Source organism: Massilia sp. TSP1-1-2 (genome assembly GCF_049896185.1).
GTDB lineage: Bacteria > Pseudomonadota > Gammaproteobacteria > Burkholderiales > Burkholderiaceae_D > Telluria_A.
On record NZ_JAFCTU010000023.1, the window covers coordinates 24,069 to 49,207 of the forward strand.

Below are 25,139 nucleotides of genomic sequence, written 5' to 3' on the forward strand. Positions count from 1 at the left end.
GTATAGTTGACAGATTGATTCAACCAATAAAGGAAGAGACATGAGTGCCGAATATCAAGTTCATGGCAGCGTCGCTGTCATCACACTCAACAACCCGCCAGTCAACGGACTGGGCCTTGAAACGCGCACCGCCGCCGTAGCCGGCATCCGCCGCGCGCAGCTTGATGCCGCCGTCAAGGCGATCGTCATCACCGGCGCCGGCAAGGCTTTTTCAGGCGGCGCCGACATCAAGGAATTCAATTCCCCCAAGGCGCTGGCCGAACCGACGCTGCATACCTTGATCAACGTTGCCGAAGGCTCCACCAAGCCGGTCGTTGCGGCCATCCACAGCGTTTGCATGGGCGGCGGCCTTGAGCTTGCGCTCGGCTGCAACTACCGCGTCGCCATGCCCGGCGCCCAGATCGCCCTGCCTGAAGTCAAGCTTGGCTTGCTGCCAGGTGCCGGCGGCACCCAGCGCCTGCCGCGCTTGCTGGGCCTGGAGATGGCATTGAACATGGTGGTCTCCGGTACCGCGATTGCCTCCGAACGGCTGGCCAAGACCGCCCTGTTTGACGAAGTGTTCGCGCCAGAAGCCAACCTGCTCGACGCAGCCATCGCCTTTGCCAACAAGGTCGCTGACGTGCGCCCCTTGCCGCGCGTGCGCGACCGCAAGGTTGACTATCCGAACCACGAAGCCTTCCTGCAATTTACGCGCAATACCGTCAAGGCCATGGCCGGTGCTTTCCCCGCACCGCTCGAGTGCGTTGAAACCGTGGCCGCGTCGGTCACGAAAAAATTCGACGATGGCCTGAAATTCGAGCGCGAGCGTTTCCTGCATCTGATCCAGACCCCGGAATCGAAGGCGCTGCGCCATGCGTTCTTTGCTGAACGGATCGCCAGCAAGGTCCCCGACGTGCCGGCCGATACACCGACGCGCGAGATCAAAAAAGCCGCCATTATCGGCGCTGGCACCATGGGCGGGGGCATCGCGATGAACTTCGTCAACGCCGGCATTCCCGTCGTGCTGCTGGAAACCAAGCAGGAAGCGCTGGACAAGGGCATCGCCACGATCCGCAAGAACTACGAAAACACGATGAAAAAGGGCAAGCTCACGCCCGAGAAATTTGAACAGCGCGTGGCGCTGATCAGCGGCACGCTGGCGTACGCCGACATCGCCGACGCCGACATCGTGGTCGAAGCGGTGTTCGAGGACATGGGCGTGAAGGAAGCCGTGTTCAAGCAGTTGGATGCGGTAATGAAGAGCGGCGCCATCCTCGCGTCGAACACTTCCACGCTCGACCTGGACAAGATTGCCGGCTTTACCGGTCGCCCGCAAGATGTGGTCGGCACCCACTTTTTCAGCCCGGCCAACGTGATGAAGTTGCTGGAAATCGTGCGCGGCAAGCACACCGGCAAGGACGTGCTGGCTACTACGCTGGCGCTGTCGAAAAAGCTGCGCAAAACGGGCGTGGTGTCGGGCGTATGCGACGGCTTCATCGGCAACCGCATGATCGAGCAATACAGCCGCCAGGCCGGCTTCCTGCTTGAAGAAGGCTGTTTGCCGGAACAGGTTGACAAGGCAGTCGAAAAATTCGGCTTTGCGATGGGACCGTTTCGCATGGGCGACCTGGCCGGCAACGATATCGGCTGGTACATCCGCAAGCGTCGTTATGTCGAGTCGCCGGAAATCACCTACTCCCAAACCGCTGACCTGCTGTGCGAAATGAACCGCTACGGCCAGAAGACCGGCGCCGGCTGGTACGACTACAAGGCGGGCGACCGCAAAGCTTACCCGTCGCAGGAAGTCAATGACATGATCGTCAAGCACTCGGCTGACATTGGTGTGGAGCGGCGCAAGATCAGCGACCAGGAGATCGTCGAACGGCTTGTCTATTCCTTGGTAAACGAGGGCGCGCAGATCCTGGACGAGGGCATCGCGATGCGCGCTTCGGACATCGACATGGTGTACCTGACCGGCTATGGCTTCCCCGTGTTTCGCGGTGGGCCGATGTTCTACGCCGATGCGGTTGGCTTGTCGAACGTGCTGATCGCGATGGAAAAGTACGCGGCGGCTCGCCACGGCGACGCCTGGAAACCGGCGCCGCTGATGGTCAGGCTCGCCGCCGAGGGCAAGGGATTTAACGGATAGACAGTGCTGTCGCGCTGAACAAAACCGCTAGCGATAGCGGTTTTTTTTCGTCTGATGCCATCGGCAGTGAACCACGCTTTGTTCGCCGGGTCCAAATGACTACTCAGCGGCGATCCGACATGATCGGGAATCGCCGGGAATAAATGCTCATCAGTAACTCGTTGTAATTCTGTCCCGGATGCAAACGTGCAGTGTTTTTTCGACAGGAATTATGTTCTAATGGAAGTACAATTTCGACAAGAGATGATGCCATGAAGAATTATAAATTCGTCGTTGGTTTATTGTTTTCAAGCGCGCTTGTGCAGGGGGCTCACGCGGCATCCGCCACCGCGCAGCGTCCGGTGCTGGCATCTGCGGCCGGCGCTTCTGTTGTCTTCCAGGACGCTCGTGCGTTCCCGCTTCCTTCCACAGTCGCAAATCCTGTCGCAGTGATGCGAACTGACGGCAGGGATGAACTGACAATCAATCATTTGCTGAGCTATGTGAACTTGCCCAACGCGTTTCATTACCTGGATGGGAATGGCGGTAGGGCCGAAGTTTTGCGTGTGCAGTCGACGCTGGCACAGCCAGGCGCGGCCGTCAAAGATGTCACGGAACCTGCGTCGGAAGTGTTACTGCTGGCCGGGCTGAGCGCGCTGGCCATTGCGATCCGGCGCCAGTCGCCTTCCTGAGGCGCGCGGCGACGGCCGGTCACACAGCGGCCCATGGCGGGCCGCTTTTATCACTTCAGCAAAATTGGCTTGCGGTAGCCGGCCATTGGCGGCTTGGGAAATTGCACGCCGGCGTACGCGGCGCGGAAGCAGGCAGCTTTTCCGTTTTCAACGTCGGTAGTGCTGCTGGCCACGCGGCCGGAAGCGTCGAGGACCAGGACAATGGTCACTGGATACATCGACTTGCCATGGCAATTGCCTTTTTCATCGAGCTTTTGGGCATTGTTGAAAGCGAGGGATTCGTTTTCGTATTTGCTCGCCTTGGCGCTAGGGAATTGCGCATCGAACTTGCTCATCTCGGTGGCAAAGGCCGGGTTTTTCGGCGGTGGCGTTTCCTGCTGTGCGTTGCCGCTGGTGGAGGTGCCGGTCGTTTGGCAACCGGCTGCAATCAGAAGGGCGCAAATGGCAGTCAATTTCAAAAATGGTGTACGCAAGGTCAATCTCCGGTTGGTCGCCCGGCTGCAAATGCAGGTCGGCGCTTCTTGATGTCATTGTACCAATAAACCAATTTGCCGAGAATTGTTTTTCCGTGCGGCAACATTAACCTAGTGCGAGCAGTACGGCAGACATGAAAAAGCCCGCGCGCGGCGGGCCTTTTCAGCTTGGCTTGAACAATTTACTTCGCGGGTTGCAAGTGCTTGTCCAACCATGCGTTCACAGTGTGATGCCACTGCACGGAATTGGCCGGCTTGAGCACCCAATGGTTTTCATCCGGGAACACGACCAGCTTGCTTTCGATACCGCGGCGCTGCAGCGCGCTGAAGGTCCCCAGGCCCTGCGAAGTCGGGATGCGGAAGTCGAGGTCGCCCTGGATGACCAGCATCGGCGTCTTCCAATTCTTGACGAAATGGACCGGGTTAAATTTCTCGTAGCTTGCCGGCTTGTCAAAATAGGTGCCGCCATTTTCCCATTCCGTGAACCACAGTTCCTCAGTCGAGTACGCCATGCCGCGCGTATCGAAGACACCGTCATGGTTGACCAGGCAGCGAAAGCCATCGGACCAGTTGCCGGCGATCCAATTCATCATGTAGCCGCCATAGGACGCGCCCAGCGCGCAGCTACGGTTGCGGTCCAGCCATGGAAACTTCTTGACCGCTGCATCCAGGCCTTTTTTCAGGTCAACCAGCGGTTTTCCACCCCAGTCATTGCTGATCGCATCGGTAAATTGCTGGCCGTAGCCGGTTGAACCGTGAAAGTCGATGAAAACCGTCGCGTAGCCGGCGCCGGCATAGGTTTGCGGGTTCCAGCGATAGCTCCACGCATTGCCGAAGCTGCCTTGCGGGCCGCCGTGGACCAGAAAGGCGATCGGATACTTGACGCCCGCAACCGCGTTCCACGGCTTCATGACGTGACCGTAGACCGTGTCGCCATTGGCGCCCTGAAACGAGAACTGCTCGGCCTGGCCAAAGCGCACGTCCTTGAGCGCCTCTGCGTTGAGCTGGGTAAGCTGGGTAAGCTGGGCCAGTTCGACGGGAGCGGTGGCGCCCAGCGTGGTCTTGAACAACTGCGCCGGGGAACTGAGGTTTGCTTGCGCCATCACGATCGTGTCGCCGCGCACGTCAAAGGCGCTGACGTAACCCTTGTCGCTGAGCGGCGTGACCTTGCCGCTGGCAACGTTGATCGAAAACAGGCGATGCTGCCCCACGTCGTCCGCAGTGGCGAGCACGGCGCTGCCGTCGGGCGTAAAGCGGAAATCGGCGATCGAGCGGTCCCAACTGGCTGCAACCTTGCGCTTTTTGCCGGTGGCCAGGTCCAGCATCATCAGCTGGAAGCGGTCCGCTTCAAAGCCCGGTTTGCTCATGGCCAGGTAAGCGAGCGTCTTGCCGTCGGGTGAGAACGTCGGCTTGGTATCCCAGGCCGGATTTTCCGGCGTCAGGTTGCGCGGCGCGGCGCCGCCTTCGGCCGGCACCTGGAACAAGTCGAAGTTGGTCGACCAAGCTTCCGTCTTGCCGGCGATGCGCACCGAAAAGATGACCGATTTGCCGTCCGGGCTGAAGCGGTATTCGTCGCGGTCGCCGAAAGGCTTGGACGGCACGTCACCGTCGAGCGCGCCTGACAGGCTGACCGGTGCGCCTTTGATGCGGCCGGTGGCGTCGAGCGGGGCCGAGAACAGCACCGCATTGCGCCCGTCGGCCCAGGTATCCCAATGGCGTACGAAGAGGCGGTCATAGACCTTGCCGTGTTGCTTGCTGTTTTCCATTTCATCGATGCGCTTCTTGCTGCATGGGAGGTCGGCGCAATCACGAAACACGGCCAGGCCGAGGGCGATGCGCTCGCCCGTTGGCGAGAGGCGGAAGTTATCGACATCGAGCGGCAAGTCCGTCACTTTCAAGGCGTCGCCCCCGCCTGCCGGCTGGCGCCAGACCTGGGACGAGCCGGAGCGGGAAGACAGGAAATAGACGGCGTCGCCTGTGGGCGACCATTCGGGATCGGTGCTGCTGGCCTCGCCCTGGGTCAGACGCACCGGCGCCGCGTTCGGCTTGCGCAGGTCGAGCATCCACAATTGCGTGTTGCCCTTGTTCTTCTCCATATTCGTGCTGCGCACCGTGTACACCACGCGCGAAGCATCGGGCGAAAGGGCCGGGCTGCCAACGCGTTCGAGCCGCACCAGATCCTCGACGGCAAAGCCGCGCGGCGCCGCCATCGCAGCATTCGCACCCAGCACAACGGGCAACACTGCAGCACCCATGATCAACAGACGTGACATCATCGCATTCATCCTCAACATTGAAAAAAGTGCCAGCAGGCACAGCTCTATCCCGCCATCATACTAAAAATCACCCCCGGGGTCAGTTCCCCCATTACGACACGAACTGGTCCGTAGAGGCCCGTTACGGCTGGGGCCGTGTCGTAATGGGGGAACTCCCGCTCGCTATAGCCCTGCATGCCGCTGGCATCCGGGTCAGTGTGTCAACCCAGCCTGTATTAAGGGGTTCGGGAAAAGCGAGAATATACGCAAAAAAAATGATGCAATTGATGCAGGACTGATTGCCCGCTATTGCCTTGCAATGCAGCCTTCATCACCCAGACCCAGCTGATGGCCAGCCTGCGCACCGCGCAAGCGATGGGCACGTACGAACGGCGCCTGCAATACCTCAGCAAGGTGGCGCTGCTGATCATTGATGACTTTGGGCTGAAACCGCTCCGTCCGCCCGAGGACGAGGACTTCCACGATCTGATTGCTGAGCGCTACGAGAGAACGGCCACGATCCTGACGTCGAATCTCCACTCCGACGAATGGGGTGCGGCCTTCGCCGCGAACAAGATGCGCGCTCTGCCGCCAGCATCGGAAGTGTCCAAACCACCAATCGAGAAGGGACGGAAGGCGTCGCCGAAATGAGTTGGCATTAACGATATAAATCGTTTATATAGGCAAGCGACGCGAGGGGGAATTCGTTCTGGGCCATCCCCGGCGTGAGTTCCCCCTTTCTACTTTGACCGGCGTCCAGTCTGGTCAAAATGGCGCGAATTCATCCACGCTGGGACTCTGCCCCAGACCCCGCACTGCCATGGGCTGCCACTGGGAAGAACCTCCCAGCGGCCTTCGCGGCACCTCGCGCCGGTCTCGCCGAGGGCCTGAGCGGCATTCCGGGCAACAAATTGCCAGCCTAAAAACTCCCATTTCCGTCAAAAACGATGTTGCCAAAACGCTCGAAATCGAGCATTCTTGCAACCCAGTTTGAGCCCCTAAAATTGGTGGTCAAAGTGGCGCCATTACGCCGGAAATGGGTGGCGCCTTAATGCCGGAAATTGACACCAGTTGTTCGCCTATCCGCACCTGTCCGGCATCGGTGTTGCAAAGGGTTTCGAGGTTGGCCGTATGGGGGGCGAGCTCGAAGCCCTTGGTCAGCGCCTGGCTGCTGTGCCGCGGTCCTAATATATAGGAAAATGGACTATGAAACGGTTCCTGGATGTCCTGCTTCAATTTTTATTCGGCCTGGCCCTGCCTATGCTCGCGTGGGTAATTTTTGGCAAGACGGTCGCGCGCATCGGCGAACCAGATGTTTTCGATGGGTTCGAATGGCAGGCTATCGGAATGGGTGTCATGGCCATCGTCGGGTTTGCCGTTGCTCGTCGACTTAACGCCAAAGAAAGTAGCGCCTGGATGGTCACGACAAATTTCATGGTCAATTTAGTTCGAGGGACATCCGCGCTTCCGCTACCGTTACCTGGCCGGCCGTCGGAGGAAGGAGAAACAAATGAGCAAATTTACAGATTTTTTTAGCGGTGGTCATGCACCCGCCTCGCGTACCTTACCGGCAGTTACTTTAAAAATTTTGAAGAAGGTATATTCTGCCGAAGCGTTCACGGCGCCCAACCCCTATATCACGGAGACCATCCACAATTCCGAGGGCGCGGCTGTAGGAAGCACTGAGTACGGTGTGTCGCCATTAACCGACCGTGTATACCTTTTTGAGATTAAGATTGCACCTCCTTTTAGGCGAAAAGGGTATGGGCTGGCGTTGCTTACGTCGCTTGCAAAGACATACAGCTTTCCGCTCACAGTCGTGCACCCAATAAGTCCAGCCATCTTGTTTTGGAATAGTGTTCGAAAAGCTTGCGGATTCGGTCCCTATGACACAAGGCTTGTCAGCCGGCGATATGTATAAGGAGAAGACTCGATGGCTTCATCTTCAGTCAAAGATCGATCAGCTTGAACAAGCGATATTGGAGCGGCATCTACGCGGAGAGCCATATGCTCAAGCGGTTGGCCGCGGTCTTGATGAGTAATCTGCTGGCGGGTAATGGCAGAAAAACGTATTACAGATAGGAAAATATGAGACATCCCGCCGACGTCCCGCCCTCTCCGCTGGCTGGCAGCAAGCAAGCGCTCCGAGATTCACTGCAAGAGCTGCAACAGGAACTGGATAAGCTTTCGCCGACGGCCAAAAAACATAGCGCAATGAGGAACAACTATGAAAGGACGATTCGATTGACGCAACAACTGCTGGACGAACATGAGGCGCGAGAATTGGCCTGTACTTCTCCCCCCCCAGCGTTCGGTTGGAATTTTCTGAAGCTACTCGGCATCTCCGCGCTTGGCGGGATAGCAACGCTGTGCATACTGTGGCTTACGCAGCATTAAGCTCGGTCCCCGACCTTTCAATCACGACAGTCGAACACCTAGGAAAACCACGCAAATGACTGAATCGAATCTTATGCCCGGTTCGGAACCAGATATCCCTGCACTGCTAGCTGAACTTGGGGAGCTGATCCGCGCGGCACGCCAGCGCGCGCTACGCGCTGTCGATGTCATCCAAGTGCAAACTTGTTGGGAGCTGGGCCGGCATATAGTTGAGTTCGAGCAGGGCGGCGCGGCGCGCGCAGCCTACGGCAAGCGCCTACTGTCTGAACTGGCCACGGCATTGACTGCCGAATTTGGTAAGGGTTTTGATGCGTCCAACCTTCGGTACATGCGCCAGTTTTATCAGGCATTTCCAAAGTGTGACGCACTGCGTCACGAATTGAGCTGGACCCACTATCGGACGCTATTGCGGGTAGACAGTGACACGGCCCGGCAGTGGTACATGAGCGAAGCGGCAGCGCAGAACTGGAGTTCGCGCGCGTTAGGGTTTCAGATCGGCACACTGTACTACGAACGCCTGCTGGCCAGCCAGGACCGCGCCGCTGTCGAACGGGAAGCCAGCGGCCAACTGACGGCGCTGAGCGAGAGTCCACGCGAATTCGTACGCGATCCAGTGCTGCTGGAGTTCCTCGGCCTGCCGGGTGCCGGCGCGCTGTTGGAGAGCGAACTCGAACAGGCATTGATGGGCCAACTGCAGGCCTTCCTGCTGGAACTGGGCAAGGGCTTCGCCTTTGTCGCCCGCCAGCAGCGCATCAGTACCGAAAGCCGCGATTTTTATATCGACTTGGTGTTTTACAACTACTTGCTCAAGTGCTTCGTCATTTTCGATCTCAAGCGGAGCGAGCTGAGTCATCAGGACATCGGCCAAATGGACATGTATGTCCGCATGTACGACGAACTCAAGCGCGGCCCGGACGACAACCCAACCGTCGGCATCATCCTGTGCACGCACAAGAATGCCTCGGTGGTGCGCTATTCCGTCTTGCACGGCAACGAGCAACTGTTGGCCAGCAAATACAAACTAGTCCTGCCCAGCGAAGACGAACTGCGCGCCGAGCTCGACCGCGGGCGCGCCCAGCTTCAACAAGCACAACAACACACCTGGGAAGATAAACAATGGAAAAAACCTTAAGGTACCCTTTCCAGAGTTTCTCCTGTTTTCCCCTTTTAGCACGCACCAACAAGCAGCACGATCAGGATTGAAAAAAGTGACAAATATCGACGAAGACACGCCCATTATCTATTCCTCTCTGAATCAGACCGTAAGCCGTAGCGGAAGGAGCGTGCAGGTGGAAATTTATCGCGCGGAGAATGAGGATTGGATACTCGAGGTGGTCGACGAGCACGGTAACTCGACCGTTTGGGATGATCTGTTCCCGACCGACCAGGCGGCGCTAGACGAGGCTATGCGTACTATTGATGAACAAGGCATCGATGCGGTGATCGGCCCGCCGTCTGGTCAGGACAAGCGCAACGCAATGCACGGCTTGTCCGATGCCGAACTTTGCCAACTTGATGATTATCTTGCCCACGAATCGATAGAATCGACGTCGATGGATCTTGCGATGTTCGATGGCTACCTTGCCGCGATCGCCATCGGTCCCGAGCTGATTCCCCCGTCCGCATGGTTGCCATGGGTATGGGACCATGTCGATGGCCGGGCCGAGCCCGTGTTCGACAAGAGCTCGGATGCGAACCGTGTCCTCTTGCTGCTGATGCGGCATTACAATGCGGTCGTCGAGGCTTTCAACACCGACCCGGCCGGTTTCGAGCCCATGTTCTTGCGCGGCGCAGACTACGGCGCCGCTGAATGGTCAGACGGTTTCCTCTGCGGTTTCCAGTTCGACGAGCGCGCATGGAGCCTGCTCGCCGTCGGACGACCGACCTGGTTCGCGCCATTCATGCGCTTGGGGACCGAAGACGGCATGGCGATCACCGACAAGCAAGGCGATGCTGCCCGATGGATCGATGCCGTAGTGCCGTCGTTGGTGGAGATTGCCACCTACTGGAAATCGCGGCGAGCAATGCGCGGCCACGCCCCCATGCCGGCGATGCCCATCGTCCGGGCGACACCGAAGGTCGGGCGCAACGATCCTTGTCCTTGTGGCAGCGGTAAGAAAGTCAAAAAATGCTGTGGCGGTACGCCGACGGCGCCATCAACACTGCATTGAGGAGGGAGCAGCGTGTCTGAAATCGTCTGTGCAGGGTGTGGTGCCGTCACGGCGGGCTACGACACCGTCAACTACGGGTCAATCGATGTGGGCTATCGGGTGCTGTGTTCCCGTTGTTTCAACAGCGAGGTAGCCACGCGTGTTGGTCTCGATAAGTTCGAGCATGTCCGTCTTGAACCAGTCAAGCTATCCGATTGCAACGGAGTGATGCACGAGTTTCACCTGCGTACCCATCTGCTCGGTGACATCGTCTCGCTGGAGGCATTCGAGCTTCGCGACGGCGCGCCGGGCGGCTACGAATTCCAGATCATCGGCGATCCGCGCGAAGACTTATTTGCCCTGTGTGGGCGTCTCGTGGAAAAAATGCGCCGCGCCTTGGCGGTGATGCACGTTAGACGCGGAAGGCTCGGTCTGGAAATCATCGAGGAGACCGTCCGAGGGCGCATCGGCTCTGACGATGCCGCCGAGGACCGCTTGCCGCTCGTTACGATCGATGGGCAAGAGTTCTCCTGGGACGAGCTTGGACATGCGTTGATGTGTTTCGAGGGATGGCAGTTCAAGCTTGAGGTTGCCGACCGCAGCGATGAGGTCTGATGTCGGCCGCAGCCGCCAACGTCGAAGTGACCTTGGCCGGCCGTGGTACCAGGCCGTGGTTCAATCGGTGGCTCCATGGCGGCACTTTTGCAGGAGAGGGTGCTGCACTTGGTCTATGAGATTGTCCACTAACGAATGTTGGTGCTATGTCCCGGAGCTCGATATCCAAAGGTATAGAAGCACCTTCCCTTGAGCCGCGCAAATAAATCCTTCCACGGGGTTTTTCGTTTTCGTAAAGGTCGTGGAGTAGTCCTTGCACGCAATAGCTGGCCGATAATCGTTTCTCGGCATGGACTTTTTCATCTCGGCTTTAAACGGTTCGGACAACCAGGGACGCGCAGATTCCGGTACCACCCGCATGATGAATTCACTCGTCGGCTCAGGCTTAAACCAGTTGGACTCGCTAGTCTGCATCTCTGCAACAAGGATGACGTTATCGGTTGGGCCTGGTGCCCCCGCGCCGAGGTATTCGGGTGATCCGAATTCCTGCCATTGCACGCTCTTGATCGGAATCTGAATATCTATCCGCTTGCGAAGCTCGGCGATGCTGGTCTCGATCGGCGGCGCAGGATCGGTGGGCGCAGGTGTTCGTGTCAGAAGATACATGATCGACAGAGCGAGCAGCGCCACGAAAATCAAAAATGCCCATTTCCCGATCCGGACTGCTTTTCCAAGGAGCGATCGGGAATTTGTTGCCTGTTGTGTTTTCATGAGCGCCTTGGTCGCGTTGTTGACAGAGTGCCGTCGGTTTTCGCAGCGGCTGCTTTGGCATGCCACGATCCCCCAGGTGCCCGTTGTCGTGTTCGAATACGGGGCGCTGCGCCGGTCCTAATTTATACGTGTCGGTTTCTTGCCTTCGGAATAGTTTTCCCTTGGCCAGTTTGTCCTTTTCCTGAGCTGGTGTCAGCTTCAGCCGCTCAGGGTTGCCCACGGCGCGCTTGCCGAGCGCGACGCCATTAACATCAGTCTTCAGTATGTTAAATGGCGAGCTCATGCTTTTGCCTTAAAATTTGCGATTAGTTTCATTGCCTCATGGCCGAAATCGACCTTCCCTTGGAGCGCGGCCTGGTCTTGGGCCAGGTCGGTAAGCCCATCCGAATCGGTTCGGCCGTGGTACACAACGCCATCGTCCAATCGAATGAAATAAGGAGTCTCAGCCAGGATTTCGCCAGTGTCCAGCGCACTGAGCTGCATTTGGCGATTGAACAGGCTCAATTTTGAAGATGGGAGCGGTGCCGACGACGCTTCGGCGCGCGCGCCCCCGTCAAACACATGTTGTCCGCCCTTGACAGAAAAGTTACCGGGACATGCAAACGTAATATTCCCGCCTTCCAACGTGATCGATGACTGTCCTGCTTGCAACGTAATTCGTTCGCTGCCCTTGATCTCGATACTGCCGTTCACCGAAACAATCGTGATGGCCTTGTCCGCCAAAATCTCCAGTTGGTCGGTATGCGCCTGCAGCGACACCGGTCCGTTGCCGGCGATGGCCTGAATGCCCCCGGCATGCGTGAACAGGTTGACCGCGTTCGCAGCCACCGACGACACCGTGTGCGCCGCAGCAAGGTGCAGGTCGGACTGCGTGGTCCACTGCATGTGCTGTCCCGCGAAGATGACGGTCGAGGCGGGCGTCGCCCAGTTGATATTGGTCGGCGACTCCATCACCACGAGCGGCGCCGCAAATTTCTCCACTGGTTGCTCGGTGTCGAGTTCGCGCTCGCCGGCTTGCGCCTTGGCCGCTTCCTGACCGTTGACCGGTCCGGCGTGCTTGCCTTTCGCCTTTGGATCGATCTGGGCGATGAAGTCCTGCTGCGCGTTGTCCGCGTCCTTGCTGAATAAGGCCTTTTGCTGCACGGCCGCGTCGCCCAGGTGCTTGCCCAGGTCGGCAGCCCCGGTGGACCGCGAAACCGCCTCGGCTACATCGAGCTGGGTCGAGGCCACGCCGCTGCCTTGCTGGTAGCGGCCAGTGGTCGAGAGCAGCACGCCTTCGCCGCCGCGCACCACGCCCCAGGCATCGGTGCGCAGCTCGAAGCCTCTGCCGCGATACTCGCCGCGCTGCGCGGAGGAGGGCGCCTGCGCGATCAGGTAGCCCAGACTGAGTTGCGTGGCCGCTGTGCTGGTTGCCAGGCGCGTGCGCACCTAGCCCGGCGTGTCGTCCAGCTGCCACTGGTTAAAGCCGCTGCCGTCGAAGTTATGGCTGTGGATCCCGGACAGCACGCCGGCATGGTTGACACCGGAATCGATGCCGGCCGCGAAGGGCGGCGCATCCGATCCGGTGTACAGCTGCGCGACGACGACGGGGCGGTCCATGTCGCCTTCGATGAAATCGACCAGCACTTCCGTGCCGATGCGCGGTGTGAACTGCGAGCCCCCGCCGGACAGCGCCGGCGCCGACAAAGACTTTGTTATCCAGTTCCAGTGCCTGCAGCATCAATGCGCTGTGCGAATCGGCCACACCGCTGTCGCTGGCGATGCGCTCGCCGCTGCCGTCGTAAATGGCCAGCGCCGGCAGTTCGCCCGCCTCCAGGCTGGACTCGTGCTCGGCCGCAGGCGCAACGAGTTGAAACGGATCCCAGCTGCTGATGCTGACCGCGTTGGCCTGCACTTGGCGCCGCGCGCGAAATTCGTCGATCGCGTCGTCCGTATCGGTGGCGCGTACGCCGTGGAAACGGATTGTGTCGCCGCCCGGCATTGCGGGCGCTTGCGCCTTGCTGTCGAATACGACCAGCTTGTGCTTGGGCTGCAGCAGTGCAACGGTCAGCTCTTCGCCAATGAACAGGTCCACGTCGAGGTCGGTCGACACGCTCAAAGCATCGACATCGAAGGCAAACAATTCGTTGACGGCCTCGCGGCCGCTGAATTTTTCAGCCATCAGCGACTCGGGCAAAGCCCGGTCTTCGGCGCTGGCCAGGGCTACGAGTCGTGAATGCTGGCTGAGCCCGGTGCCGAACAGGCCCAGGGCAGATACTTCGGCGAGGATGCCCATCAGTTCGGTGTGGACTGTGCGGTGGGTCACGGTTGGCGCGCGCTTGACCATAGTGCGGCGGCGACCAGGCGCAGGCCGCGCCAACGCGGCACAAAGCCATCCTGCTCGGCGCGTGCAATCGGCCAGTCGTTGAGTCCCGCAATAGTAACCAGGGACAGCTTGGCGCGCGCCTGCGCGAAGGCCTGTTCGGATACCTCGTGGGCCAGATGCACCTGCAGACGCAGATGCGCAAAAAAAAGTGTCCAGTTCGGCCTGAACGCGCATGCGCATGCCGGTCAGCATGATAGCGACCAAGGTCACCAGCAGCAGTTTGCGGCAGCGGGAGAACGCATAATTTACTGAAGTGCACGCCCATCGCTAACTTGGGTGGATTGCGAACTGCCCCCGGGAGTGGGGTGCACTGACGAAAAAAATGCCGCTATTGCTAGCGGCATTTATGGGGAGTGCTGCCGGCTTAGTCGGCGGCGTAGATGTCGTTGTCCTTGGTTTCCTTGACGAAGATGGCGCCAATCACGAAGGTGATCAGGGCAATGATGATCGGATACCACAGGCCGTAGTAGATGTCGCCCTTCAATGCCACCAGTGCGAATGCAGTGGTTGGCAGCAAGCCGCCGAACCAGCCGTTACCGATGTGGTAAGGCAGTGACATCGAGGTGTAGCGGATCTTGGTCGGGAACATTTCAACCAGCATCGCAGCGATCGGGCCATATACCATCGTGACGTACAGCACCAGGATGAACAGCAGTACAACGGTCATCGGCTTGTTGATCTGCTCAGGATCGGCCTTGGATGGGTAGCCGGCTGCCTTGATGATGCCGCCAACTTCCTTCTTCATGGCCGCTTCCTTGGCCTTGCTGTCGGCATCGAAATTCAAGCCGTCAGCCGTCATGACGGCGTCAAACGAGCTTACTTCCTTGTCGCCCACTTTGATCCGGGCAACCGAACCCGGTGCGCCGGCTTCAGCCGTGTAGCTGACCGATGCGCCAGTCAAGATGCCTTTGGCAACGTCGCACGACGATGGGAATTTCTCGGTGCCGGTCAGCTTGAACTGGAAGTGGCAGGTAGCTGGATCGGCAATTACCGTCACTGGCGAATTGGTCAACGCCGTTTCGAGCGCCGGGTTGGCGAAGTGCGTTAAGCCCTTGAAGATCGGGAAGAACGTCAGCGCTGCAATCAGGCAGCCGCCCAAAATGATCCACTTGCGTCCGATACGATCCGACAGGATGCCGAAGACGATGAAGAACGGCGTTGCCAGCAGCAGTGCCACACCAACCAGGATGTTGGCCGTGAGCAGGTCCACCTTCAGCGTTTGCGTCAGGAAGAACAGCGCGTAAAACTGGCCCGTGTACCATACCACTGCCTGGCCCATTGTCAAGCCGATCAGCGCCAGCAGGACGATCTTGGCGTTCTTGCCTTTCAGGAAGGACTCGGTCAGCGGCGCCTTCGACGTCTTGCCTTCGGCTTTCATTTTGGCGAAAGCCGGCGACTCGTGCATCGACATGCGAATCCATACCGACACGCCCAGCAACAGCACCGACACCAGGAACGGCACGCGCCAGCCCCAGGCTTCAAATTCGGCTTCGCCCAGCGCAGTGCGGGTGCCGGTGATCACCAGCAGCGACAGGAACAAGCCCATCGTGGCCGTGGTCTGGATCCATGAGGTGAAGTAGCCGCGCTTGCCTTCCGGAGCGTGCTCAGCCACGTAGGTAGCCGCGCCGCCGTATTCGCCGCCCAGCGCCAGGCCCTGCAAAATGCGCAGCGTGACCAGGATGATTGGGGCAGCAATGCCGATCGTAGCGTAATTCGGCAATAGGCCGACGACGAAGGTCGAGGCGCCCATGATCAGGATGGTGATCAGGAAGGTGTATTTACGCCCAATCATGTCGCCCAGGCGACCGAACACGAGCGCGCCGAAAGGACGCACGATGAAGCCGGCCGCAAAGGCGAGCAGCGCGAAAATAAAGGTGGTGGTTGGGTCGCCGACAAAAAACTGCTTGGCGATAATGGCTGCGAGCGAGCCGTACAGGTAGAAATCGTACCATTCGAAGACGGTACCAAGTGAAGAAGCGAAAATGACTTTCTTTTCTTCCTTGGTCAGGTTTTTGGACGCAGGAACCGCCTTCATTCCGTTGGCCGTGGTGCCAGAGGATATTGCCATAATGTGTCTCCGTCTATTTGAGTTATGTGCTTCATCGGATCAGCCGGTAATTGTTCAGCTGCATGCAGTTTGTTCCGATAACCTTACGTCATCCTTGCTTGAAACTTACGCGAAACTGACGCCACCGCGACCCTACCTCGCCGGACGTTTTCAAGCGCACGCCGCGCGCCGAAACTTGAATCGCAAAATTTGCGAACGACCGTACTAAAATGTGCTATTCTCGTATCAATCAACAGGGCCCAGCGCCTCACTAACTAGCATGTCCACATACATCAGGAGACACAAATGATAGATGCCGTCATCGTATCGACCGCCCGCACCGGTTTGGCCAAATCATGGAAGGGCGCCTTCAACATGACCCATGGCGCCACGCTAGGCGGCCACGCGCTGCAGGCGGCCATTGCGCGCGCCGGCATCGAAGCGGGCGAGATCGAAGACGTCATCATCGGCTGCGCCAATCCCGAAGGCGCCACGGGTGCCAACATCGCGCGCCAGATCGCCTTGCGCGGCGGCTGCCCGGTCACCACCGGCGGCATGACCATCAACCGCTTTTGCTCGTCCGGGCTACAAACCATTGCCACCGCGGCCCAGCGCATTTTGGCCGGCGAAGGCGATATTTACGCGGCCGGCGGCGTCGAGTCGATCTCCTGCGTACAGCAGGAAATGAATACCCACATGCTGGCCGATCCATGGCTCAAGGAACACAAGCCGGCACTGTACTGGCCGATGCTGCAAACGGCCGAAACGGTCGCCAAGCGCTACAACATCGGACGCGACCGCCAGGATGAATACGGCGTGCAAAGCCAGCAGCGCGCCGCCAATGCTCAGGTTGCAGGCAAGTTCGACGCCGAAATCGCGCCGATGACCACGGTCATGGGCGTGGCCGACAAGGAATCTGGCTTGTTGACAACGCGCGAAGTGACCATTTCAGCGGACGAAGGCATTCGCGCCGACACCACCATCGAGGCGGTGTCCAAGATCCGCAGCGCGCTGCCGGGCGGCGTGATCAGCGCCGGCAATGCCAGCCAGTTTTCGGACGGCGCCTCGGTCGCCGTGGTCATGAGCAGCCGCATGGCCCAGGTCAAGGGCCTCACGCCCTTGGGCATTTTCCGCGGCTTTGCCGTGGCCGGCTGCGAACCGGACGAAATGGGCATTGGCCCCGTGTTCGCCATTCCCAAGCTGCTGAAAAAAGCGGGCCTGACGGTTGCCGACATTGGCCTGTGGGAACTGAACGAAGCGTTCGCCGTCCAAGTACTGTACTGCGCCGATGTGCTGGGCATCCCGATGGATCGCCTCAACGTCAATGGCGGTGCCATCGCCGTGGGCCACCCGTACGGCGTGTCTGGCGCGCGCCTGGTTGGGCATGCGCTCATCGAAGGCAAGCGCCGCGGCGTCAAGTACGTGGTTGCTACCATGTGCATTGGCGGCGGGCAGGGCGCCGCCGGCCTGTTCGAAGTCGTTTGAACCAAACCGGGGGGCAGGCAATTGGCGCCGTGTACCGCGCCCCTGCGTAGCGAGCCTGCCTTGCAAGGCAGGCTTCCTTAGCCCGTTATGACAGGGCACCGCCGGCCCGGCGGTGCCCGCACTCGCCAGGACACCCAATGCAATCGAAAATTCTGTCGCGCCGCGACATCGACTTCCTGTTGTATGAATGGCTGGATGTGGAAACGCTGACCAGCCGTCCCCGTTTCCAGGACCATAGCCGCGAAACCTTCAACGCCGCGCTCGATACGGCCGAACAGATCGCCACCGACCTGTTCGCGCCCCACAACAAAAAGAACGACAGCAACGAACCCCATTTCGATGGCGAAAAAGTCACCATCATTCCCGAAGTAAAGGTCGCGCTCGACGCCTTTTCCGCCGCCGGACTGATGGCGGCAAGCCAGGACTATGCATTTGACGGCATGCAGTTGCCGTGCGTGGTAGGCAAGGCGCTGTCGGCTTACTTTACGGCCGCCAACATCGCCACCTCGGCGTATATCTTTTTGACGGTCGGCAACGCTAACACCTTGCTCAAGTGCGCAACGGCGCAGCAAGTCGAACGCTTTGTGCGGCCTATGCTTGCCGGAAAATTCTTTGGCACCATGTGCCTGTCGGAACCACAGGCCGGCTCCAGCCTGTCCGACATCAGCACCCGCGCAGAACCGGATTTTACTGCGGCGCCGGAAGGCGAACGCCAGTACCGGCTAAGCGGCAACAAGATGTGGATTTCCGCCGGCGAGCACGACTTGGCGGGCAACATTGTCCACCTGGTCCTGGCCAAGATTCCGGGGCCGGATGGGCGCGTGATTCCAGGCGTCAAGGGCATCTCGCTCTTCATCGTGCCCAAGTTCCTGGTGGGCGACGATGGCGCGATCGGCGAGCGCAACGACGTCGTGCTCGCCGGCCTGAACCACAAGATGGGCAACCGCGGCACCACCAATTGCCTGCTCAATTTTGGCGAAGGGCGCCACCGGCCAGGCGGGCGCGCAGGCGCGATCGGCTACCTGGTGGGCGAGCCGCACCAGGGCTTGATGAATATGTTCCACATGATGAATGAAGCGCGCATCGGCGTGGGCATGTGCGCGGCGGTGCTGGGCGTCACCGGCTACCTGCACGCGCTCGACTATGCGCGCAACCGGCCGCAAGGTCGCCCGCCCGCCGAAAAAGATCCGGTCAAGCCGCAGGTGCCGATCATTGAACACACCGATGTGCGGCGCATGCTGCTGGCACAAAAAGCGTACGCCGAAGGCGCAATGGCGCTGGTCATGTATTCGGCCCGGCTGGTGGATGAACAGCAGAGCGCCCCCGCGCCCGAAGCGCGCGCACGCGCCGGCATGCTGCTCGACTTCCTGACGCCGATTACCAAGTCTTGGCCATCGCAATGGTGCGTGGAGGCGAACAGCCTGGCAATTCAGGTGCACGGCGGCTACGGCTACACGCGTGAATACAATGTAGAACAGTTTTACCGCGACAATCGCTTAAATGCCATTCATGAAGGCACGCATGGCATTCACGGGCTCGATTTGCTGGGCCGTAAAGTGTCGATGCAGAATGGCGCTCTGTTCAAAGCCATCAGTGCCGAGCTTGCCGCCAGCATCGCCAAGGTGCGCGCGGCCGATGTGCCGGCCGAGCTGCATGCCAGCGCCGACTTGCTGGAACAAGCGTGGGAACGCATCGGCCGCGTTACCACCACGCTGTATGGCGCGGGCGACATGAACAAGACCTTGGCCAACGCCAGCCTGTACCTGGAAGCGGTCGGCCATACGATCGTCGCCTGGATGTGGCTGGAGCAAGCCCTGGTGGCGGCGCGTGCCTTGCCGGGGGCCAGTCGCGACGACACCAACTTTTACCTGGGCAAGCTGCAAGCGTGCCGCTATTTCTTCCATTGGGAGCTGCCGAAGGTTCAGCAACAGCTGGAACTGCTGGCCAGCATCGACACGACCACGCTGGACATGCAGGATGCGTGGTTTTAAAGGAACAACATGATCAAACATATTGTGATGTGGAAGCTGAAAGACTTTGCCGAAGGGGCCGACCGCGCCGCCAATGCCGTCAAGATGAAGCAAAAGCTCGACGCCTGCGCCAAGCTCTTGCCAGGTACGCTCAAGTTCGAAGTGGCGCTGGCGCAACCCGGACTGGAAGCGACTTACGACGTGATTCTGTACGCTGAATTTGCCAACAAGGAAGCGCTGGCTGAATACGCCGCCCATCCAACCCACAAAGCCATCATTCCATTCATTGGCGCTGTGCGCGACGAGCGCCAATGCATGGACTACGACATTTGACCTGAAGGAAACCCTATGCGTACTACCCAAGAATTGTTTTCGCTGGTCGGCAAGACGGCCCTGATCACCGGCGGTTCGCGCGGGCTGGGCCTGCAAATGGCCGAAGCGCTTGGCGAAGCTGGCGCCACGCTGGTGCTGTCGTCGCGCAAGCAGGCCGACCTCGACGAAGCGGTCGCCCACCTGAAGGAAAAAGGCATCACGGCAACGGCAATCGCAGCCGACCTGTCGCAGGACGCGCACATCGGACCGATGGTCGACGAAGCCATCAAGCGCCTCGGCCACATCGATATCCTGATCAACAATGCCGGCGCCAGCTGGGGCGCGCCGGCCGAAGACCATCCCATTGAAGCGTGGGACAAGGTCATGAATTTGAACATCCGCAGCATTTTTCTGGTGTCGCAGGCGGTCGGCAAGCTGTCGATGATTCCCCGTAAGTACGGCCGCATCATCAATATTGCATCCATCGCGGGCCTGGCCGGTAACCCGCCGGGTACCATGAAAACCCTGGCCTACAACACCTCCAAGGGCGCCCTGATCAACTTTACGCGCACCTTGGCGGGCGAATGGGGCGAATACGGCATCACCGTCAACGCCATCGCGCCGGGCTTTTTCCCGTCCAGGATGACGCGCGGCGTGCTGGCCAGCATTGGCGAGGAAGCGCTGGCCAAGGATGCGCCGCTGGGGCGCATTGGCGACGACGAAGACATGAAGGGCGCCGCGCTGCTGTTCGCCTCCGACGCCAGCAAGCACATCACCGGCCAGACCCTCGCGGTCGACGGCGGCGTGACGGCGGTTTGAACATGACCACGTTTCAACGCATCGTCCTCGCTTCGCGCCCGCGCGGGGCAGTTAGGCTTGACAACTTCCGCTTGGAACAAGTGGAAGTGCCGCAAGTGGGCGATGGACAGGTGCTGGTTCGCAACGAGTACTTGTCGCTCGACCCTTACATGCGCGGGCGCATGAGCGAAGCGAAAAGCTATGCTGCGGCGCAAGCGCTGGACGAGACCATGCTCGGCGGCACCGCTGGCGTGGTGGTGGCGTCCAGGCATCCGCGCTTTGCGGTGGGCGAGAGCGTGGTGGGCATGCTCGGCTGGGCCGAGATGGGGGTGGCGCATGGCGACACGCTGCGCAAGGTCGATGCCAGCGGCGTTGCCCTGTCGGCTTACCTGGGCCTGCTTGGCATGCCGGGCATGACCGCATGGTACGGGCTGAACAAGATCATGCGGCCCATCAAGGGCGAGACGGTGCTGGTGTCGGCCGCCAGCGGCGCGGTAGGCAGCGCGGTGGGGCAACTTGCCAAACTACAAGGCTGCCGCGTTGTCGGCATTGCGGGCGGCCCTGAAAAATGCGCCTACGTCGTCGGGCAACTGGGCTTTGGTGCCTGCATCGATTACAAGGCCGGCAACCTGGCGGCCGACCTGGCTGCCGCGGTTCCGGACGGCATCGACGCCCTGTTCGAAAATGTGGGCGGGGCCGGCTTCGATGCGGCCTTGCCGCTGATGAACGCGTTTGGGCGCATCGCGCTGTGCGGCTTGATCGCCGGGTACAACGGCGACGACCTGGCGGTGCGCAATATGCGCTTCATGCTGACCAGCCGGCTGTCGGTGCGCGGCTTTATCGTCACCGAACATCTTGACCTATGGCCGCAGGGCTTGGGCGAACTGGGCGCGCTGGTTGCTGCCGGCAAGCTCACTTACCGCGAAACGGTGGCGCCGGGACTGGCTGCCGCTCCAGAAGCATTCATCGGCCTATTGCAAGGCCGCAATTTTGGCAAACAACTGGTAAAGCTGACTTAAATGAAAAATTTCCAAGACAAGGTCGCCGTCATCACCGGCGGCGCGAGCGGCCTCGGCCGTGAATTCGCGATCACCGCACACAAGCTCGGCATGAAACTGGTGCTGGCCGATGTGCAGCAAGATATGCTGGACCAAACCCGCGCCGAACTGGAAGGGCAGGGCGCCACGGTACTGACGATGATCTGCGACGTGCGCAAGGGCGAGCAGGTGCAGGCGCTGGCGGATGCGACGATGGCAAAGTTTGGCGCCGTGCATTTGCTGTTCAATAACGCGGGCGTCGGTTCCGGCGGCCTGATCTGGGAGAACTCGGTCGCGGACTGGGAATGGGTGCTGGGCGTTAATGTCTGGGGCGTGGTGCATGGCGTGCGCATCTTTACCAAGCTGATGCTCGAATGCGCAAAAAAGGACTCTTCTTACGAAGGCCATATCGTCAATACGGCGTCCATGGCCGGCCTGTTGAACGCGCCGACGATGGGCGTGTACAACGTTTCCAAGCATGCGGTGGTTTCGCTGTCGGAAACGCTGTATCACGACTTGCAACTGGTCGAGGCGCCCATCGGCGCGTCGGTGCTGTGCCCGTATTTTGTGCCGACCGGCATCAGCCAATCGCACCGCAACCGTCCGGCCGACGTGGCCATGACGGAAGGCGCCACGGCAAGCCAGAAGGCGGCGCAAGCCATGACGGTCAAGGCCGTGGAGTCGGGCAAGGTCACGGCGGCGGACGTGTCGCAAATCACTTTTGACGCCATTCGCGATGGACAGTTCTATATTTATTCGCACCCGGGCGCGCTGGCCGGCGTCGCCGCGCGCATGGATGAGATTGTCCACCAGAAAAATCCTGGTGATCCGTACAAGGCAACGCCGCATGTGCGGGACATGCTGCGCGCCAAGATGCAGGCTGAACAGAAGAACTGATCCGCCGAGGCGCCCCGCGAGGATTATTTTTCGGGACTCGGGGGTGACTCATTGCCGATGACAATGAACACCATGCCACAGGCGATCAATACATCAGCAATATTAAATGAGTATGGGTTGTTGATGCTGCAGCAGCTCATATTCAGAAAGTCCACCACGGCGCCGTAGAGGATGCGATCGGCAGCGTTGCCAAGCGCACCGCCGACAACGGCGCCGGTTGCCAGCGGCAGCAGCCATCCGCGCTTGTTGCTGACCCATGCTGTCAGTCCGATTGAGATCAGGACGCTGAACGCAACGAGCAGCCAGTGGGCGTCGTAGTTGCTCAGAAAGCCGAAATTGATGCCTGTATTCCACGCCATCATCAAATTCAGATAGGGCGGCCATACATGGATCGTGTGCACCGACGCCAGATTGAGCCAGTCGAGAACGAAAAACTTGGAAAGCTGGTCGATGGCGAAGCCGAGAACTACTGCGAAAGCCATCCGCAGCATGGGTGTGGCTAAAAGTGTCGTGCGCTGTATTGCCATCAAATTCGCAAGCCTGTCAGTTTAATCAAAGATTCCCGTTGCGATATTATAGGGGCAACTGCCGTGGCAACTGCCGCGGCAACTGTCGCGGCAACTGTCGTGGCAACTGTCGTGGCAAATGCTGGCGGCGCTACTGCAGAACGCGCTCGTGCAGTTCTGCCGGCGCGTCGTTATACAGCTTGACGACGGTCGAGGTGCGCGTGCCGTAGCCAGCCGTTTCAATGCATACCGCCGACAATACCCGCTCCATTTCCAGCGCGATGCCGGTATCGGGCAAGCGCAGGTCCGGCGCGCGCGTGGTGTCGGCGAGCATTTCGAAAAACGCGTCTTCCGGTGCGCCCTGGCACAGCAGGCTGGCGAACTCGGCTTTTGCCCGCAACACTTTTGGCCACGGAGAATCCAGCAAGCTGTTGGAAATGCCATAAATGCCAGGCGCGAGTTCCTTGCCGTTGCGCGCATCTTCGCCGCCGCGGTTGGAATACCAGAACAGCCGCTCCCGGTCGCCGAGCACCAGGTTGAAACCATTGTAGGCGTCGCTGCCCCCGTCGATACTGGCGATATAGTGCTCGGCACTCATCTCGCCGGACAGAAAGTCCGCCACCAGCGCCCCGCGCGAAGGAGCGTCGACGCGCCGCTCTTGCGGGCCGCGAATGTTGGTCAGCGCCGCAAAACGGGGCCCGTGCACGCCGTCCTGGGTGATGCCCATCCAGCTGCCGCCGCCTTTCAGGTCGCGCCCGCCAAACACCTTGGGGTTGTTCGGCCAGGCGCCGGCGGCTGCGGCCGGGCGGTCATAGAATTCGTCGCGGTTGGCAGCGGCAATCAGTGGCGCGCCAGGAACAACCTGCCACGCAAAAACAATCAGGCACATTTGCTTAAGTCCATAAAAACTTCGGTATGGCGTTTGCCGTCGATTAATGCAGAGAGTGCGGCGTCCTGCGCGGCGGCGGCAAGCGCGGCGTCAAAGCCGGCTGCCGTATCGGGGTAGACTTCCATCCAGGTTTGCACGCCGTCTGGCGAGCCGGGCCGGCGTTTGAGCTGCCCGGCGACGCCGTGAGCGACGGCAAGCCGCTCTTGCATGGCGCGTACGCGTGGGGCCAGCAATGCGGCGTGCGCGTCAGGCACCCGGTAATAGATGTACAGGTCGGTCATTACTTACAGTACGAGCGCGTCCAGCGAATAGGGCATGGCCAGGAAACGCAGCGGCGCGCCGCCGGCCGAGCCAAGCCGCACTGCGCCGTCGTCGAGCGCGGCCAGCTTGATTTCGATCAGCGCATCGACGCCGCCCGCGCCGTTGTCCGCGGCATTGACCACCATGCCGCACGGCTGCTCGGGATCGGCGACGGAAAATACTTCATCGCCGGGGCTGGCGCTGGCATCGATGGTGGCCAGCACGGTGCGCCGCTTGAGCTTGCCAAGGTACTGGCTGCGCGCCACGATCTCCTGGCCCGGATAGCAGCCCTTCTTGAAATTGACGCCGCCGATCAGTTCAAAATTGACCATTTGCGGCACGAACTGTTCCTGCGTCTTGAGCGTCACTTGCGGCACGCCCGCGTGAATGTCGGCCAGGCGCCAGGCGTCATTGCCAGCTGCCGTCAAGGCAAGCGAGAGCGCCGGCCAGGCCGCCTGGGCCGCCTCGGTAGAGGCGATCCATTCATAGCGTGGTGCGCCGAACGCGTCGGCCAGTCTGATGAGCGTGCCCAGCGCGTGCTCTTGCTTGCCGTACGGCTGGTCGGGGATGCTGCCGAACATTTGCTCGAGCACTTGCTGCGCGCGCGCGCCGCCAAAGCCCAGCATGACCTGGTTGGCGCTTGCGCCCGAAGCATCGGATAATGTTGCCTTTGCGCGCATGACGAACATCGACAGGCGCTTTTGCAGCGGCATTTGTAGTTCGCGCGGCAATTGCAGCACGATGGCGGCGGCGTTGCGCCACATGAGAAACGTTGCCTGCAGACGGCCCTTGGGCGTGCAGTAGCCGGCCAGGCGCGCTTCGGTGGCGCCCAGATGGAGGACGTCGCTGGTGAGCTGGTTATGCAAAAACGTGGCGGCGTCGTCGCCGCTGACGGCGATCAAGCCCTGGTCGCCAATGACGGCGACAAAGCCTTCGGCCAACTCGGCACAGCTCAGTTCGCGACCAAAATCGCGCACATGGGCCGGCTCTGTGGCACTATGGCGCGCAGCTTGGGTCAGTAGATAGTCATTCCAGTCGGTCATAATATTTTATTGTTTCCTGATTAAAGCTTTATCATTACGGACTCATTATAGAGATGTCGAGAAAATCGCGCCGGACACCGCGCAAAACCA

The 25,139-nt window shown here is 60.0% G+C and carries 25 protein-coding genes and 2 pseudogenes; 15 read left to right on the forward strand and 12 right to left on the reverse strand.

Annotated features, from left to right (window positions below):
• The first annotated feature begins 40 nt into the window (after positions 1–40).
• Together ACP7BV_RS18660 and ACP7BV_RS18665 are read left to right on the forward strand one after the other, a co-directional pair.
• A complete protein-coding gene (locus ACP7BV_RS18660) occupies positions 41–2,128 on the forward strand; it encodes a 3-hydroxyacyl-CoA dehydrogenase NAD-binding domain-containing protein (protein WP_426105933.1) in 2,088 nt (695 codons plus the stop codon).
• Between the two features lie 251 nt (positions 2,129–2,379).
• Positions 2,380–2,799, forward strand: a complete 420-nt coding sequence (locus ACP7BV_RS18665; RefSeq protein WP_426105934.1) for a hypothetical protein — start codon at positions 2,380–2,382, stop codon at positions 2,797–2,799.
• A gap of 50 nt (positions 2,800–2,849) precedes the next feature.
• Here the strand turns inward: ACP7BV_RS18665 and ACP7BV_RS18670 are convergent, their stop codons facing one another.
• Positions 2,850–3,272: a hypothetical protein gene (locus ACP7BV_RS18670; protein ID WP_426105935.1), complete on the reverse strand. Its 423-nt coding sequence runs from the start codon at positions 3,270–3,272 to the stop codon at positions 2,850–2,852.
• A 182-nt stretch (positions 3,273–3,454) separates the two neighbouring features.
• A complete protein-coding gene (locus tag ACP7BV_RS18675; RefSeq protein ID WP_426105937.1) occupies positions 3,455–5,548 on the reverse strand; it encodes an LpqB family beta-propeller domain-containing protein in 2,094 nt (697 codons plus the stop codon).
• A gap of 306 nt (positions 5,549–5,854) precedes the next feature.
• Here ACP7BV_RS18675 and ACP7BV_RS18680 point away from each other — a divergent pair.
• The 7 genes and pseudogenes from ACP7BV_RS18680 to ACP7BV_RS18710 form a co-directional block, all read left to right on the forward strand.
• Positions 5,855–6,106, forward strand: a pseudogene (locus ACP7BV_RS18680) (ATP-binding protein); the annotation flags it as partial.
• 627 nt (positions 6,107–6,733) lie between these two features.
• Positions 6,734–7,063: a hypothetical protein gene (locus tag ACP7BV_RS18685; RefSeq protein ID WP_426105939.1), complete on the forward strand. Its 330-nt coding sequence runs from the start codon at positions 6,734–6,736 to the stop codon at positions 7,061–7,063.
• Positions 7,038–7,448: a hypothetical protein gene (locus ACP7BV_RS18690; protein ID WP_426105941.1), complete on the forward strand. Its 411-nt coding sequence runs from the start codon at positions 7,038–7,040 to the stop codon at positions 7,446–7,448. The genes ACP7BV_RS18685 and ACP7BV_RS18690 overlap by 26 nt, the downstream gene beginning before the upstream one ends.
• Positions 7,449–7,615: 167 nt before the next feature.
• Complete coding sequence (locus ACP7BV_RS18695) at positions 7,616–7,924, forward strand: hypothetical protein (protein ID WP_426105942.1); 309 nt, start codon at positions 7,616–7,618, stop codon at positions 7,922–7,924.
• Positions 7,925–7,979: 55 nt separating this feature from the next.
• Positions 7,980–9,056, forward strand: coding sequence for a PDDEXK nuclease domain-containing protein (locus ACP7BV_RS18700; protein ID WP_426105943.1), 1,077 nt, complete (start codon positions 7,980–7,982; stop codon positions 9,054–9,056).
• A 76-nt stretch (positions 9,057–9,132) separates the two neighbouring features.
• Positions 9,133–10,095: a UPF0149 family protein gene (locus ACP7BV_RS18705; protein WP_426105944.1), complete on the forward strand. Its 963-nt coding sequence runs from the start codon at positions 9,133–9,135 to the stop codon at positions 10,093–10,095.
• A gap of 12 nt (positions 10,096–10,107) precedes the next feature.
• Positions 10,108–10,689, forward strand: a complete 582-nt coding sequence (locus ACP7BV_RS18710; protein WP_426105946.1) for a DUF7686 domain-containing protein — start codon at positions 10,108–10,110, stop codon at positions 10,687–10,689.
• 144 nt (positions 10,690–10,833) lie between these two features.
• Here ACP7BV_RS18710 and ACP7BV_RS18715 read toward each other — a convergent pair whose 3' ends face one another.
• The 6 genes and pseudogenes from ACP7BV_RS18715 to ACP7BV_RS18740 all read right to left on the reverse strand — a co-directional run bounded on the left by ACP7BV_RS18715 (position 10,834) and on the right by ACP7BV_RS18740 (position 15,833).
• The gene (locus ACP7BV_RS18715; RefSeq protein ID WP_426105947.1) at positions 10,834–11,400 is read right to left on the reverse strand and encodes a hypothetical protein; all 567 of its coding nucleotides are present in this window, start codon (positions 11,398–11,400) and stop codon (positions 10,834–10,836) included.
• Between the two features lie 279 nt (positions 11,401–11,679).
• On the reverse strand, positions 11,680–12,828 hold the full coding sequence (locus tag ACP7BV_RS18720) for a DUF2345 domain-containing protein (RefSeq protein WP_426105948.1): 1,149 nt from the start codon (positions 12,826–12,828) through the stop codon (positions 11,680–11,682).
• On the reverse strand, positions 12,829–13,026 hold the full coding sequence (locus tag ACP7BV_RS18725; RefSeq protein ID WP_426105950.1) for a hypothetical protein: 198 nt from the start codon (positions 13,024–13,026) through the stop codon (positions 12,829–12,831). It abuts the gene before it with no gap.
• Positions 13,027–13,120: 94 nt separating this feature from the next.
• Positions 13,121–13,726 (reverse strand): annotated as a pseudogene (locus tag ACP7BV_RS18730) (contractile injection system protein, VgrG/Pvc8 family); the annotation flags it as partial.
• A complete protein-coding gene (locus tag ACP7BV_RS18735) occupies positions 13,702–13,887 on the reverse strand; it encodes a hypothetical protein (protein WP_426105951.1) in 186 nt (61 codons plus the stop codon). The gene ACP7BV_RS18735 and the pseudogene ACP7BV_RS18730, both read right to left, overlap by 25 nt.
• A gap of 242 nt (positions 13,888–14,129) precedes the next feature.
• Complete coding sequence (locus ACP7BV_RS18740) at positions 14,130–15,833, reverse strand: MFS transporter (RefSeq protein WP_426105953.1); 1,704 nt, start codon at positions 15,831–15,833, stop codon at positions 14,130–14,132.
• A 285-nt stretch (positions 15,834–16,118) separates the two neighbouring features.
• On the opposite strand from ACP7BV_RS18740, the gene ACP7BV_RS18745 reads away from it, so the two are divergent.
• The 6 genes from ACP7BV_RS18745 to ACP7BV_RS18770 all read left to right on the forward strand — a co-directional run bounded on the left by ACP7BV_RS18745 (position 16,119) and on the right by ACP7BV_RS18770 (position 22,311).
• Positions 16,119–17,297 carry an acetyl-CoA C-acyltransferase gene (locus ACP7BV_RS18745; RefSeq protein WP_426105954.1) on the forward strand — a complete coding sequence of 393 codons (1,179 nt, stop codon included), beginning with the start codon at positions 16,119–16,121 and terminating at the stop codon, positions 17,295–17,297.
• A gap of 137 nt (positions 17,298–17,434) precedes the next feature.
• Entirely contained in the window at positions 17,435–19,288 is a 1,854-nt protein-coding gene (locus ACP7BV_RS18750) for an acyl-CoA dehydrogenase (RefSeq protein WP_426105955.1), read from the forward strand.
• A gap of 9 nt (positions 19,289–19,297) precedes the next feature.
• Positions 19,298–19,600 (forward strand): Dabb family protein, encoded by a 303-nt coding sequence (locus tag ACP7BV_RS18755; RefSeq protein WP_426105956.1) that lies wholly within the window; start codon positions 19,298–19,300, stop codon positions 19,598–19,600.
• A 15-nt stretch (positions 19,601–19,615) separates the two neighbouring features.
• Complete coding sequence (locus ACP7BV_RS18760) at positions 19,616–20,398, forward strand: SDR family oxidoreductase (protein WP_426105957.1); 783 nt, start codon at positions 19,616–19,618, stop codon at positions 20,396–20,398.
• A gap of 2 nt (positions 20,399–20,400) precedes the next feature.
• Positions 20,401–21,396, forward strand: coding sequence for an NADP-dependent oxidoreductase (locus ACP7BV_RS18765; protein WP_426105958.1), 996 nt, complete (start codon positions 20,401–20,403; stop codon positions 21,394–21,396).
• A complete protein-coding gene (locus ACP7BV_RS18770) occupies positions 21,397–22,311 on the forward strand; it encodes an SDR family oxidoreductase (RefSeq protein ID WP_426105960.1) in 915 nt (304 codons plus the stop codon).
• Between the two features lie 23 nt (positions 22,312–22,334).
• Here ACP7BV_RS18770 and lspA read toward each other — a convergent pair whose 3' ends face one another.
• The 4 genes from lspA to ACP7BV_RS18790 all read right to left on the reverse strand — a co-directional run bounded on the left by lspA (position 22,335) and on the right by ACP7BV_RS18790 (position 25,049).
• Entirely contained in the window at positions 22,335–22,838 is a 504-nt protein-coding gene (gene lspA / locus ACP7BV_RS18775; protein ID WP_426105962.1) for a signal peptidase II, read from the reverse strand.
• Positions 22,839–22,968: 130 nt separating this feature from the next.
• Positions 22,969–23,706: an NRDE family protein gene (locus tag ACP7BV_RS18780; protein WP_426105963.1), complete on the reverse strand. Its 738-nt coding sequence runs from the start codon at positions 23,704–23,706 to the stop codon at positions 22,969–22,971.
• Positions 23,697–23,987, reverse strand: coding sequence for a DUF4936 family protein (locus ACP7BV_RS18785; protein ID WP_426105964.1), 291 nt, complete (start codon positions 23,985–23,987; stop codon positions 23,697–23,699). Before ACP7BV_RS18785 ends, ACP7BV_RS18780 begins: the two co-directional genes overlap by 10 nt.
• A gap of 3 nt (positions 23,988–23,990) precedes the next feature.
• Positions 23,991–25,049, reverse strand: coding sequence for a YgfZ/GcvT domain-containing protein (locus ACP7BV_RS18790; protein ID WP_426105965.1), 1,059 nt, complete (start codon positions 25,047–25,049; stop codon positions 23,991–23,993).
• Between the last annotated feature and the right edge of the window lie 90 nt (positions 25,050–25,139).

Coding starts and splice junctions, on each gene's coding strand:
- ACP7BV_RS18660 (WP_426105933.1), top strand. CDS start 41: ATGAGTGCCGAATATCAAGTTCATGGCAGCGTCGCTGTCATCACACTC.
- ACP7BV_RS18665 (WP_426105934.1), top strand. CDS start 2,380: ATGAAGAATTATAAATTCGTCGTTGGTTTATTGTTTTCAAGCGCGCTT.
- ACP7BV_RS18675 (WP_426105937.1), bottom strand. CDS start 5,548: ATGATGTCACGTCTGTTGATCATGGGTGCTGCAGTGTTGCCCGTTGTG.
- ACP7BV_RS18685 (WP_426105939.1), top strand. CDS start 6,734: ATGAAACGGTTCCTGGATGTCCTGCTTCAATTTTTATTCGGCCTGGCC.
- ACP7BV_RS18690 (WP_426105941.1), top strand. CDS start 7,038: ATGAGCAAATTTACAGATTTTTTTAGCGGTGGTCATGCACCCGCCTCG.
- ACP7BV_RS18695 (WP_426105942.1), top strand. CDS start 7,616: ATGAGACATCCCGCCGACGTCCCGCCCTCTCCGCTGGCTGGCAGCAAG.
- ACP7BV_RS18700 (WP_426105943.1), top strand. CDS start 7,980: ATGACTGAATCGAATCTTATGCCCGGTTCGGAACCAGATATCCCTGCA.
- ACP7BV_RS18715 (WP_426105947.1), bottom strand. CDS start 11,400: ATGAAAACACAACAGGCAACAAATTCCCGATCGCTCCTTGGAAAAGCA.
- ACP7BV_RS18740 (WP_426105953.1), bottom strand. CDS start 15,833: ATGGCAATATCCTCTGGCACCACGGCCAACGGAATGAAGGCGGTTCCT.
- ACP7BV_RS18745 (WP_426105954.1), top strand. CDS start 16,119: ATGATAGATGCCGTCATCGTATCGACCGCCCGCACCGGTTTGGCCAAA.
- ACP7BV_RS18750 (WP_426105955.1), top strand. CDS start 17,435: ATGCAATCGAAAATTCTGTCGCGCCGCGACATCGACTTCCTGTTGTAT.
- ACP7BV_RS18755 (WP_426105956.1), top strand. CDS start 19,298: ATGATCAAACATATTGTGATGTGGAAGCTGAAAGACTTTGCCGAAGGG.
- ACP7BV_RS18760 (WP_426105957.1), top strand. CDS start 19,616: ATGCGTACTACCCAAGAATTGTTTTCGCTGGTCGGCAAGACGGCCCTG.
- ACP7BV_RS18765 (WP_426105958.1), top strand. CDS start 20,401: ATGACCACGTTTCAACGCATCGTCCTCGCTTCGCGCCCGCGCGGGGCA.
- ACP7BV_RS18770 (WP_426105960.1), top strand. CDS start 21,397: ATGAAAAATTTCCAAGACAAGGTCGCCGTCATCACCGGCGGCGCGAGC.
- lspA (WP_426105962.1), bottom strand. CDS start 22,838: ATGGCAATACAGCGCACGACACTTTTAGCCACACCCATGCTGCGGATG.
- ACP7BV_RS18780 (WP_426105963.1), bottom strand. CDS start 23,706: ATGTGCCTGATTGTTTTTGCGTGGCAGGTTGTTCCTGGCGCGCCACTG.
- ACP7BV_RS18785 (WP_426105964.1), bottom strand. CDS start 23,987: ATGACCGACCTGTACATCTATTACCGGGTGCCTGACGCGCACGCCGCA.
- ACP7BV_RS18790 (WP_426105965.1), bottom strand. CDS start 25,049: ATGACCGACTGGAATGACTATCTACTGACCCAAGCTGCGCGCCATAGT.